The sequence below is a fragment of the Klebsiella sp. MPUS7 genome, from assembly GCF_009905335.1.
In the GTDB taxonomy this organism is placed as follows: Bacteria; Pseudomonadota; Gammaproteobacteria; order Enterobacterales; family Enterobacteriaceae; genus Klebsiella; species Klebsiella grimontii.
Genome location: NZ_CP047604.1, coordinates 732,008 through 743,955 on the forward strand (window position 1 = coordinate 732,008; position 11,948 = coordinate 743,955).

General features: G+C 58.1%; 8 protein-coding genes and 1 pseudogene. 5 read left to right on the forward strand and 4 right to left on the reverse strand.

Translation table 11 applies throughout. The annotated features are described in order from the left end of the window. Positions 1-12: 12 nt before the first annotated feature. Both qseC and qseB read right to left on the reverse strand, forming a co-directional pair. A complete protein-coding gene (gene qseC / locus GUC22_RS03525; protein ID WP_049087439.1) occupies positions 13-1,362 on the reverse strand; it encodes a quorum sensing histidine kinase QseC in 1,350 nt (449 codons plus the stop codon). Then, on the reverse strand, positions 1,359-2,018 hold the full coding sequence (gene qseB, locus GUC22_RS03530; RefSeq protein ID WP_004135762.1) for a quorum sensing response regulator transcription factor QseB: 660 nt from the start codon (positions 2,016-2,018) through the stop codon (positions 1,359-1,361). The genes qseC and qseB overlap by 4 nt, the downstream gene beginning before the upstream one ends. 151 nt (positions 2,019-2,169) lie before the next feature. Here qseB and GUC22_RS03535 point away from each other — a divergent pair, with 151 nt between their 5' ends. From GUC22_RS03535 to GUC22_RS03555, 5 genes and pseudogenes are all read left to right on the forward strand, one after another. Next, a complete protein-coding gene (locus GUC22_RS03535) occupies positions 2,170-2,577 on the forward strand; it encodes a YgiW/YdeI family stress tolerance OB fold protein (RefSeq protein ID WP_004135770.1) in 408 nt (135 codons plus the stop codon). 152 nt (positions 2,578-2,729) lie between these two features. After that, complete coding sequence (parC, locus tag GUC22_RS03540; protein ID WP_004135773.1) at positions 2,730-4,988, forward strand: DNA topoisomerase IV subunit A; 2,259 nt, start codon at positions 2,730-2,732, stop codon at positions 4,986-4,988. A 191-nt stretch (positions 4,989-5,179) separates the two neighbouring features. Next, positions 5,180-5,917 (forward strand): 1-acylglycerol-3-phosphate O-acyltransferase, encoded by a 738-nt coding sequence (gene plsC / locus GUC22_RS03545; RefSeq protein ID WP_004125254.1) that lies wholly within the window; start codon positions 5,180-5,182, stop codon positions 5,915-5,917. A gap of 84 nt (positions 5,918-6,001) precedes the next feature. Further along, positions 6,002-7,414 carry a cell division protein FtsP gene (gene ftsP / locus GUC22_RS03550; protein ID WP_004125252.1) on the forward strand — a complete coding sequence of 471 codons (1,413 nt, stop codon included), beginning with the start codon at positions 6,002-6,004 and terminating at the stop codon, positions 7,412-7,414. Positions 7,415-7,444: 30 nt separating this feature from the next. Continuing rightward, a pseudogene (locus tag GUC22_RS03555) lies at positions 7,445-9,685 on the forward strand (YgiQ family radical SAM protein); the annotation flags it as partial. A 127-nt stretch (positions 9,686-9,812) separates the two neighbouring features. Here GUC22_RS03555 and dkgA read toward each other — a convergent pair. Both dkgA and yqhD read right to left on the reverse strand, forming a co-directional pair. Then, positions 9,813-10,640 (reverse strand): 2,5-didehydrogluconate reductase DkgA, encoded by an 828-nt coding sequence (gene dkgA / locus GUC22_RS03560; protein ID WP_004135777.1) that lies wholly within the window; start codon positions 10,638-10,640, stop codon positions 9,813-9,815. Between the two features lie 132 nt (positions 10,641-10,772). Beyond that, positions 10,773-11,936, reverse strand: a complete 1,164-nt coding sequence (yqhD, locus tag GUC22_RS03565) for an alcohol dehydrogenase (protein WP_049089064.1) — start codon at positions 11,934-11,936, stop codon at positions 10,773-10,775. Positions 11,937-11,948 lie beyond the last annotated feature (12 nt).

An 11,948-nucleotide genomic window follows, 5' to 3' on the forward strand; every position in this document is an offset into this window, starting at 1 on the left:
GCAATAATGCCGCTACCAGCGAATGCGCGCCTCGAATCCGCCGTCCCGGGCGTTGCCGAAACTTGCTGTCATCCCGTGCAGCGCGGCGATACGTTTGACGATGGAGAGCCCGAGGCCGCTGCCGGGCTGCTCCTGGCCAGGAGGACGATAAAAGCGCTCGCCGACGCGCGTCAGGGCCTCGGCGCTGATGCCCGGGCCGTTGTCGCGTACGCGGAATTCACCGGCATCCAGGGTGATGTCGACCTGGCTTCCGGCGGGGCTGTAGCGCACGGCATTATCTAAAAGATTGCGCACCAGCAGGCTTAGCAGCAGCGGCTGCCCGGTGCGCATGATGCTCTTTGCGTTCAGGTGCAGGCGCAGCTCAACTCCGGCCAGCTGCGCCGGGTGGTACATCTCCATGACCGCCGACTGGAGCAGTTCATCAAGAGCGATCGTTTGAACATCATCCAGCTGCGCCAGCGAATCCAGGCGCGATAGAGTCAGTAGCTGGTCGACCAGGCGGGTTGCGCGATCGATACCCTGATGGAGCTGCTCCAGCGCTTTATCCAGCCCTTGCGGATCGTCCAGCGAGAGCTGGGCCACTTCGGTCTGCACCTTCAGCGCCGCCAGCGGGCTGCGCAGTTCGTGGGCGGCATCGGAGGTGAAGCGACGCTCGCGGATCATGGTGTCGTGCGTCCGGGTAAAGAGCTGATTTAGCGCGTCGACCAGCGGACGGACCTCATTAGGCACGTTGTCGCTATTTAGCGTTTCGGCGGAATCCGGCGCCCGGGTGCGCAGCGTGGTGGCCAGCTTTTTCAGCGGCGCCAGTTCCCGGCTTAACAGCACGATGAGCAGTAAAAACATCAGCGGCAGCGCCACCAGCCAGGGCGTAAGCTGTGAGGTGACGATATCCAGCGCCATCTCGCGGCGGTAATCCCACTCCTGGCCGACGACGATACGATGGCGCCCGTCGCGGGTGGTGAGCCACAGAAAGCGCCACTCGTCATCGTCGCCGCGCAGATAGCCGTCGCTGAACCCCTCCCGGTCGTTACCCCACAGGATATCCTGGCCATTTTCGCCATCGTTAAGCACCATTTTGCCGTCGGTGGTAAAGATAGCGAAAGCCAGCGCATCGTCGTCGAGATGGCCGTGCTTGACCTTTTTCTTCGTCCGCACCTGCGGCGCGAGAGTATGCAGCTCGTCGAAATTCATCGCGCTTAGGCGGCGGGCGAAAAGCAGCTGCTGCGTATCGAACAGCTTATCCAGCTTGTCGGTGGTCTGTTGCCAGGCCACAAAGCTGGCCATGCCCCAGGCGGCGCTGGTCAGCAGCAAAAAAAGCAGCGTCAGGCGGACCCGCAGGCTCAGTTTTCCCAGCCGCTTCATGCGTCCCCCAGGGTATAGCCGATGCCGTGTACGGTACGAATGAAAGCGCTGCCGAGCTTACGGCGCAGATGATGGACGTGCACTTCTATGGCGTTGCTGGAGACGTCGTCATCCCAGCTATAGAGCTTTTCTTCAATAAGCTTACGCGGCAGCACGCGTCCGGCATTGCGCATCAGCAGCTCCAGCAGAGCAAACTCCTTTGGCTTGAGCGCCAGGCTCTCGCCGTTCAGGGTGGTTGTGAGTCGGCCTGGATCGAGGACCACATTGCCGTGCCGCAGTTCGCTGCTGCTTTGGCCGTGGGCGCGGCGCATCAGCGCTTCCAGGCGCGCGGCAACTTCAACCAGCGCGAAAGGTTTGCAAAGATAGTCATCGGCGCCGAGCCGAAGCCCTTCGACACGCTGGCTGAGCGCGTCGCGGGCGGTCAGGATCAGTACCGGTTCGTGGCGGCCTTTGTCGCGCCATTCGCGCAGAATATCCAGCCCATCGATACCGGGGAGCGTCAGGTCCAGGACAATGGCGTCGTACGGGGCGTTGTACAGCGCGGCTTTGCCTTCCTCGCCGCGGGTAAACCAGTCGACGCTGAAGCCCAGTTTGGCCAGTCCGGTTTTGAGGCCGTCACCGATCAGTTTGTCGTCTTCCACCAGTAAAATGCGCATTCTCCTGCTCCTGTGTCCCTCGGCTATTCCAGCAGTAAAGCGCGTCGCGGCGCGCGCTGTACAGGAAAAAAAATTATTTTTTCCGCTTAAGAAGTTGTTAAGTTTTGCCCGGTGTAATAGTGACGATATAAACACAAAGGGAGAACACATCATGAAGAAAATCGCCGCAATGACCGCTATCATCGCCTTAGTTTCCATGCCGGTACTGGCCGCTGAGCAGGGCGGATTTTCCGGACCTGGATCCGCGCCAACCAGCCAGACGACCACGCAAAACGGCGGGTTCATTGGCCCGAACGGGAGCGTAACAACGGTCGCCAATGCGAAAACCCTGCGTGACGATACCTGGGTGACCCTGCGCGGTAAAATCGTGGAGCGTATTTCCGACGACCTGTATAAATTCCAGGACAGCTCCGGCATCGTGAACGTCGATATCGATCATAAGCGCTGGAACGGCGTGACCGTAACCCCGCAGGACACGGTAGAGATTCAGGGTGAAGTCGATAAAGACTGGAACTCTGTGGAAATCGACGTAAAGCAGATTCGTAAAATCGCGCAATAATATTTGGCCCCGATCTCATGTCGGGGCATAACCCGTGAATCAGGGATCCTCAACCGGCCTAACGCCCTGTGACTCAGGGCGTTAGATAGGGTATTATCGCCGGTAGTTTTGCCGTCCGAACGGCCGGTACGCAGATTGAGGATTCACGATTAATGAGCGATATGGCAGAGCGCCTCGCGCTGCATGAATTTACGGAAAACGCCTACCTTAACTACTCCATGTACGTCATCATGGACAGGGCGCTGCCGTTTATTGGCGATGGCCTGAAGCCGGTCCAGCGTCGCATCGTCTATGCGATGTCTGAACTGGGTCTGAACGCCAGCGCCAAATTCAAAAAGTCCGCCCGCACCGTCGGCGACGTGCTGGGTAAATACCATCCGCACGGCGATAGCGCGTGTTATGAAGCCATGGTGCTGATGGCGCAACCCTTCTCTTACCGCTATCCGCTGGTCGACGGTCAGGGGAACTGGGGGGCGCCGGACGATCCTAAATCCTTCGCCGCGATGCGTTATACCGAATCCCGTTTGTCGAAGTATGCTGAACTGCTGCTGAGCGAACTGGGGCAGGGCACCGTTGACTGGGTACCGAACTTTGACGGCACCCTGCAGGAGCCGAAAATGCTGCCTGCGCGCCTGCCCAATATTCTGCTCAACGGCACTACCGGCATCGCCGTCGGCATGGCGACGGATATTCCGCCGCACAACCTGCGTGAAGTCGCTCAGGCGGCCATTACCCTGATTGAAAAACCGCAAACGTCGCTCGACGATCTGCTGGATATCGTACAGGGGCCGGATTATCCGACCGAAGCGGAAATCATTACCCCCCGCGCCGAGATCCGTAAAATCTACCAGAATGGCCGCGGTTCGGTGCGTATGCGCGCGGTGTGGACGAAAGAAGACGGCGCGGTGGTGATCAGCGCCCTGCCGCATCAGGTTTCCGGCGCCCGCGTGCTGGAGCAGATCGCCGCCCAGATGCGCAATAAAAAGCTGCCGATGGTGGATGACCTGCGCGACGAATCGGATCACGAAAACCCGACTCGCCTGGTGATTGTCCCGCGTTCTAACCGCGTGGATATGGAGCAGGTGATGAACCACCTGTTCGCGACGACCGATCTGGAAAAGAGCTACCGTATCAACCTGAATATGATCGGTCTCGATAACCGTCCGGCGGTAAAAAACCTGCTGGAAATCCTCTCGGAATGGCTGACTTTCCGTCGCGATACCGTACGCCGTCGTCTCAGCTACCGTCTGGAAAAAGTCCTCAAGCGCCTGCATATCCTGGAAGGTTTGCTGGTGGCGTTTCTGAATATCGATGAAGTTATCGAAATTATCCGCCACGAAGATGAGCCGAAACCGGCCCTGATGTCGCGCTTCGGCATCAGCGAAACCCAGGCGGAAGCGATTCTGGAGTTAAAACTGCGCCATCTCGCCCGACTGGAAGAGATGAAGATCCGCGGTGAACAAAGCGAGCTGGAAAAAGAACGCGACCATCTGCAGGCCATTCTGGCTTCAGAACGCAAGATGAATAACCTGCTGAAGAAAGAGCTGCAGGCCGACGCTGACGCCTACGGCGACGATCGCCGTTCGCCGCTGCGCGAGCGTGAAGAAGCGAAAGCGATGAGCGAGCACGATATGCTGCCGTCCGAGCCGGTCACTATCGTTCTGTCGCAGAGCGGCTGGGTTCGTAGCGCCAAAGGTCATGATATCGACGCGCCGGGGCTGAACTATAAAGCGGGCGACAGTTTTAAAGCCGCAGTGAAAGGGAAGAGCAATCAGCCGGTGGTCTTCATTGACACCACCGGGCGCAGCTACGCGATTGACCCGATCACCCTGCCGTCCGCACGCGGGCAGGGCGAGCCGCTCACCGGTAAGCTGACGCTGCCGCCGGGGGCGACGGTGGAACATATGCTGATGGAGGCCGATGATCAAAAACTGCTGCTGGCTTCCGACGCAGGCTACGGGTTTATTTGTACTTTCAACGATCTGGTTGCGCGCAATCGCGCCGGTAAGACGTTGATTAGCCTTCCGGATAACGCCCACGTGATGCCGCCGCTGGTGATTGAGGACGAGTCCGATATGCTGCTGGCCATTACCGCCGCCGGCCGCATGCTGATGTTCCCGGTCAGCGACCTGCCGCAGCTGTCGAAAGGCAAAGGCAACAAGATTATCAACATCCCGTCGGCGGAAGCGGCTGCGGGCCAGGATGGCCTGGCGCATCTGTTTGTCCTGCCGCCGCAAAGTACGCTGACGATTCACGTCGGCAAACGGAAAATCAAACTCCGTCCGGAAGAGCTGCAAAAAGTCACCGGCGAGCGCGGCCGCCGCGGCTCTCTGATGCGCGGACTGCAGAAGATCGACCGGGTGGAGATTGATTCACCGCGTCGCGCCTCCGCGGGCGATAGCGAAGAGTAGGATGACCCTCCCTCGCAGTTCGGCGGGGGAGGTTAATATTTACCGCAAAATCGTTGTTTATTCAGGCATTGCGATTAACAATATCCGCCAGCATCGTTCGGGTGCTTAACGCGCTTTGCAATGATGCCCGATGCCTGCAATCTGCGAAACAGCGAGTATAATTCTAAGCGGTTTGGGTTTTAGAGGTAGCTATGCTATTTATTTTTCGACTAATTATCGTTGTCATCTATTGTATTCTGGTCTGCATCTTCGGCTGTATTTATTGTCTGTTCAGTCCGCGTAATCCTAAGCACGTCGCCACCTTCGGTCACCTGTTTGGCAAACTGTCGCCGGTTTTCGGCCTGAAAGTCGAGCTGCGCAAGCCGGCCGATGCGGAAAGCTACGGCAACGCCATCTATATCGCTAACCACCAGAATAACTATGATATGGTGACGGCATCAAATATCGTGCAGCCGCCGACCGTTACCGTGGGTAAAAAGAGCCTGGCGTGGATCCCATTTTTCGGCCAGCTCTACTGGCTCACGGGGAACCTGCTGATTGACCGCAATAACCGGGCAAAAGCGCACGGCACTATTGCCGAAGTCGTGAACGCGTTTAAAAAGCGCAATATCTCTTTTTGGATGTTTCCGGAAGGGACCCGCAGTCGCGGTCGCGGTCTGCTGCCTTTTAAAACCGGCGCTTTTCATGCGGCTGTCGCTGCTGGCGTGCCCATTATTCCGGTGTGCGTGTCTAATACATCGAATAAAATTAATCTCAATCGCCTGAATAACGGTCTGGTGATTGTAGAAATGCTGCCGCCGGTAGACACCAGCCAGTATGGAAAAGAGGGCGTTCGCGCGCTGGCGACGCACTGTCGCGAGCTGATGTCCGCTAAAATCGCTGAGCTGGATAAAGAAGTTGCCGAACGCGAAGCGGCCGCAAAGAAATAACACAGGAAACGCCGCGAACCGCGCGCGTATTGCTGGCGGGAAACGAATTCCCTTGTTAATTAGTCAGTATTTCATGGAGTAAATATGTCACTCAGTCGGCGTCAGTTCATTAAGGCTTCAGGCGTAGCGCTGTGCGCAGGCGCCGCGCCGCTGAAGGCACAGGCCGCTGGTCAGCAGCCTGCGCTGCCGATCCCTCCTCTGCTGGAGTCCCGCCGCGGGCAGCCGTTATTTTTGACGCTACAGCGAGCGCACTGGTCGTTTACGCCCGGAACCCGCGCATCGGTGTGGGGGATTAACGGCCGCTATATGGGGCCAACTATTCGTGTCTGGAACGGCGACGATGTGAAGCTGATTTACAGCAACCGCCTGACGGAAAACGTCGCGATGACCATCCGCGGTCTGCAGGTTCCCGGTCCGCTGATTGGCGGCGCCGCGCGCATGATGTCCGCCAACGCCGACTGGGCTCCGGTACTACCAATCCGCCAAAGCGCGGCGACGCTGTGGTATCAGGCCAACACGCCAAACCATATGGCAAAACAGGTCTATAACGGCCTGGCCGGGATGTGGCTGGTGGAAGATGATGTCAGTAAAAATCTGCCGATCCCCAATCACTACGGCGTGGATGATTTCCCGGTGATTATTCAGGACAAGCGTCTGGATAACTTCGGTACGCCTGAGTATAGCGAGCCCGGTAGCGGAGGGTTCGTTGGCGATACGCTGCTGGTGAACGGCGTTCAGGGGCCTTTCGTGGAAGTGTCGCGCGGCTGGGTGCGCCTGCGCCTGCTGAATGCGTCCAACTCCCGTCGCTATCAGCTGCAGATGAGCGATGGTCGATTGCTGCACGTGATTTCCGGCGATCAGGGGCTGCTGCCAGCGCCGGTTTCGCTGAAGCAGCTGTCGCTGGCGCCGGGCGAGCGTCGTGAAATTCTGGTCGATATGACCAACGGCGATGAAGTGTCGATCACCTGCGGGGAAGCGGCCAGCATCGTCGATCGTATTCGCGGCTTTTTCGAACCGTCGAGCATCCTGATTTCCACGCTGATTCTGACGCTGCGCCCGACGGGCCTGCTGCCGCTGGTGACCGATAGCCTGCCCGTGCGTTTGCTGCCGACGGAAATTCTGGCCGGCGCGGCGATTCGCAGCCGCGATATCACGCTTGGCGACGATCCGGGTATTAACGGTCAGCTGTGGGATCCGCAGCGTATCGATATTACGGCGCAGCAGGGAACCTGGGAGCGCTGGACGGTGCGCGCCGACCGGCCGCAGTCGTTCCATATTGAAGGCGTCATGTTCCAGGTGCGTAACGTCAACGGCTCCGCGCCATTCCCGGAAGATCGCGGCTGGAAGGATACCGTCTGGATCGATGGCCAGGTTGAGCTGCTGGTCTATTACAATCAGCCCTCCTGGCCGCACTTCCCGTTCCAGTACTTAAGTCAGACGCTGGAGCTTGCCGACCGGGGCTCTATTGGCCAGATTCTGGTGAATCCGGCGCCGTAATGTGTTCTGTCCCGGCCCCTGCTGGCCGGGATCGGAAAAACCTCCTTCATTTCTTCCATCGTTCCGGCTTATAATCGCCGCCCTTTTTGATTATTTTTTTATCATTTCCCCGGAAGCAATATGAGCGCAATATCCCTGATCCAACCGGATCGTGACCTTTTCTCCTGGCCGCAGTACTGGGCCGCCTGCTTTGGCCCCGCGCCGTTCTTGCCGATGTCGCGAGAAGAGATGGATCAACTTGGCTGGGATAGCTGCGACATTATTCTGGTTACCGGCGATGCCTATGTCGATCACCCGAGCTTCGGCATGGCGATCTGCGGACGCATGCTGGAATCCCAGGGATTCCGCGTGGGGATTATTTCCCAGCCGGACTGGAATAATAAAAACGACTTTATGCGCCTGGGTAAACCGAACCTGTTCTTCGGCGTCACCGCCGGTAACATGGACTCGATGATCAACCGCTACACCGCTGACCGTAAGCTGCGCCATGACGATGCTTACACGGCGGGTAACGTGGCCGGCAAGCGCCCGGATCGCGCTACGCTGGTCTACACTCAGCGCTGCAAAGAGGCGTGGAAAGATGTGCCGGTGATCCTCGGGGGCATCGAAGCCAGCCTGCGCCGTACCGCGCACTATGACTACTGGTCCGATACCGTGCGCCGCTCGGTGCTGGTGGACTCTAAGGCCGATATGCTGATGTTCGGCAACGGCGAGCGTCCGCTGGTGGAAGTGGCGCACCGTCTGGCCGCCGGCGAGCCTATCGGGCAAATTCGCGACGTTCGCAACACCGCCATCATGGTGAAAGAGGCGCTGCCGGGCTGGAGCGGAGTCGATTCCACGCGTCTGGATACGCCGGGGAAAATCGACCCAATCCCGCATCCGTACGGTGAAGATCTGCCGTGCGCGGATAACAAAACCGTCGCACCGCCAAAACAGGAAGCGAAGCGCGTCACCGTGCAGCCGCCGCGTCCGAAGCCGTGGGAGAAGACCTACGTCCTGCTGCCTTCCTTTGAAAAGGTGAAGGGCGACAAGGTGCTCTACGCCCATGCGTCGCGGATCCTGCACCATGAAACCAACCCCGGCTGCGCCCGCGCGCTGATGCAGAAACACGGCGAGCGCTATATCTGGGTTAACCCGCCCGCTATTCCGCTTTCCACCGAAGAGATGGATAGCGTGTTTGCTCTGCCGTATAAGCGCGTTCCGCATCCCTCATACGGCGATGCCCGCATTCCGGCCTACGAGATGATCCGCTTCTCGATTAACATTATGCGCGGCTGTTTTGGCGGCTGTTCCTTCTGCTCAATTACCGAGCATGAGGGCCGTATCATTCAGAGCCGCTCCGAAGATTCGATCATCAATGAAATCGAAGCGATTCGCGACACGGTCCCCGGCTTTACCGGCATTATTTCCGATCTTGGCGGTCCGACGGCTAACATGTATATGCTGCGCTGCAAGTCGCCGCGCGCCGAGCAGACCTGCCGCCGCCTGTCATGCGTTTACCCGGATATCTGTCCGCATATGGACACTAACCATGAACCGACGATTAATCTTTATCGCCGCGCCCGTGACCTGAAAGGCATCAAAAAGATCCTTATCGCGTCCGGCGTGCGTTACGACATCGCCGTTGAAGACCCGCGCTATATCAAAGAGCTGGCCACCCATCACGTCGGCGGCTATCTGAAGATTGCCCCGGAGCATACGGAAGAGGGGCCGCTGTCGAAGATGATGAAGCCGGGAATGGGCAGCTACGATCGTTTTAAAGAGCTGTTTGATACCTATTCGAAACAGGCCGGTAAAGAGCAGTATCTGATTCCTTACTTTATCTCCGCACACCCGGGGACGCGCGATGAAGATATGGTGAACCTGGCGCTGTGGCTGAAGCAGCATCGTTTCCGTCTGGATCAGGTGCAGAACTTCTATCCGTCGCCGCTGGCGAACTCAACCACCATGTATTACACCGGTAAGAACCCGCTGGGTAAGATTGGCTATAAGAGTGAGGATGTGGTGGTGCCGAAGGGCGACAAACAGCGCCGCCTGCACAAGGCGCTGCTGCGCTACCACGATCCGGCTAACTGGCCGCTGATCCGCCAGGCGCTGGAAACCATGGGTAAAAAGCACCTGATCGGCAGCCGTCGCGATTGTCTGGTACCGGCGCCGACGATCGACGAAATGCGCGAAGCGCGTCGCCAGAACCGCCATACCCGTCCGGCGCTGACCAAGCATACGCCGATTGTGCACCAGCGCTCGAACGGCGGGGCGACGGCGAAGAAGCCCGTAAAACGCGGTAAGGTCGCCGGTCGTTAATTCGGCTGCATTGCCCGGTGGCGCTAGCGTCTGCCGGGCTTACAAAACATCTCCAGGCCGGATAAGCGCCAGCGCTATCCGGCTTTTTTACGGTTTAGCCGCCAAACTGATCCGGGTCTGGCCCCAGGCGTTTGTTCTGGTCCAGTTTAGTGATTTCACTTAATTCATCTTTATCAAGACGGAAGTCCCAGACGTTAAAATTCTCGGCAATGCGCGATGGCGTCACCGATTTCGGGATCACCACCAGGCCGCTGTCCAGATGCCAGCGAATAACGATCTGCGCCGGGGTTTTACCGTATTTATCCGCCAGTTGACGAATAATTTTCTGATCGAATACCCCTTCGCCGCCCTGCGCCAGCGGGCTCCAGGACTCGGTCTGAATTTTATGCGTCGCATTCCAGGCGTGAAGCTGACGCTGCTGCATCAGCGGGTGAAGTTCAATCTGGTTTATCACCGGCGCGACGCCGGTTTCATCGATGATTTTTTGCAGATGATGAACCTGGAAATTACACACGCCGATGCTTTTTGCCAGCCCCTGCTGCTGCAGCTCAATTAAGCTTTTCCAGGCGTCGACGAAGTGGTTCGTTGCCGGAACCGGCCAGTGAATTAAATATAAATCGACATAGTCGAGCTTCAGTTTTTTCAGGCTTTCCTGCAGCGCTTCTTTGGGCTGCTTTTGATCGTCATTCCACAGTTTCGTGGTGACGAACAGCTCATCGCGGGGGACGCCTGCGCTGCTCAATGCGTTGCCGACGCCGGTTTCATTCTGGTACACGGCGGCGGTGTCAAACGAGCGATAACCGACTTCCAGCGCCTTATGAATGGCGGAGACGACTTCCTCGTTGCCTGCTTTCCACACGCCGAGCCCCAGCTGCGGCATCAGGTTGCCGTCGTGTAGTTTTATAACGGTTGGATGTGTCATGCCTTCCTCCTGTTAATGAACTCAGCGGAATAAAATCCGCCGAGGGGTAGCATTAAGTCTGGACGAAATAGCTAAAAACGGTAGTTAAACTCCTCTCCTTTGCGCGAGTTTACGCGTCGGAGAGGAGGTTGATTAGCGCGCAGTCTCGTAAATACGGCGGCTGACGTCCAGCGTAATATCCTGGTTTTCGCCCAGTAGGGTCATGCCGTGCTCTTCCAGCTTCGCCAGTAGCGCCGGGATAGAGCTGCCATCCAGACCGTAGGCGGAAAGGCGCGTCGGGACGCCCATCTGTTCGAAGAAATCACGCGTTGCGGCGATGGCGGCATCGATACGCTGTTCTTCAGAACCTTCGGTGATGTTCCAGACGCGAGCGGCGTACTGCAGCAGCTTGGCGCGTTTAACGTCGCGTTTTTCATTCCACAGCGCAGGCAGGACGATAGCCAGGGTCTGGGCGTGATCGAGACCGTGCATGGCGGTCAGCTCGTGGCCGAGCATATGGGTCGCCCAGTCCTGCGGCACGCCTGCGCCAATCAGGCCGTTCAGCGCCTGGGTGGCCGCCCACATAATATTGGCGCGTACGTCGTAGTTTTCTGGCTCTTTCAGCGCTTTCGGGCCATCTTCCACCAGGGTCAGCAGAATGCCTTCGGCGAAGCGGTCCTGAATTTTGCCGTCGACCGGATAGGTGACGTACTGCTCAACGGTATGGACAAATGCGTCGACTACGCCGTTAGCCACCTGGCGCGGCGGCAGGGTGTAGGTGTAAACCGGATCCAGGATAGCGAACACCGGCTGGACGTGGCTGGACATAAACGCGCGTTTGTCGCCGGTGGTTTTGCGCGAGATGACCGCGCCTTTATTGGATTCGGAACCGGTCGCCGGCAGCGTCAACACGGAGCCCATCGGGATGGCGCTGGCCACTTTGCTACCGTAAGTTTCGAGGATTTCCCACGGATCGCTGTCGGCATTGTAGTGGGCCGCTGCGGCGATAAATTTGGTGCCGTCGAGAACGGAACCGCCGCCCACCGCCAGCAGGAACGTGATCTTTTCATCACGGGCGATTTTCACCGCGTTCATCAGCGTTTCGTAGGATGGGTTGGGCTCGATGCCGCCAAATTCCCGGACGTCAATGCCGTTCAGCGCGCTAAGAACCTGATCAAGCACGCCGGTTTTCTTCACGCTACCGCCGCCGTAGGTGACAAGCACGCGAGCATCCGCCGGGATTTGATCGCGCAGATTTTCAATCGCGCCTTTACCGAACAGAATGCGGGTTGGGGTATGTAGGTCGAAATTATTCATGGCTGGTGCCCT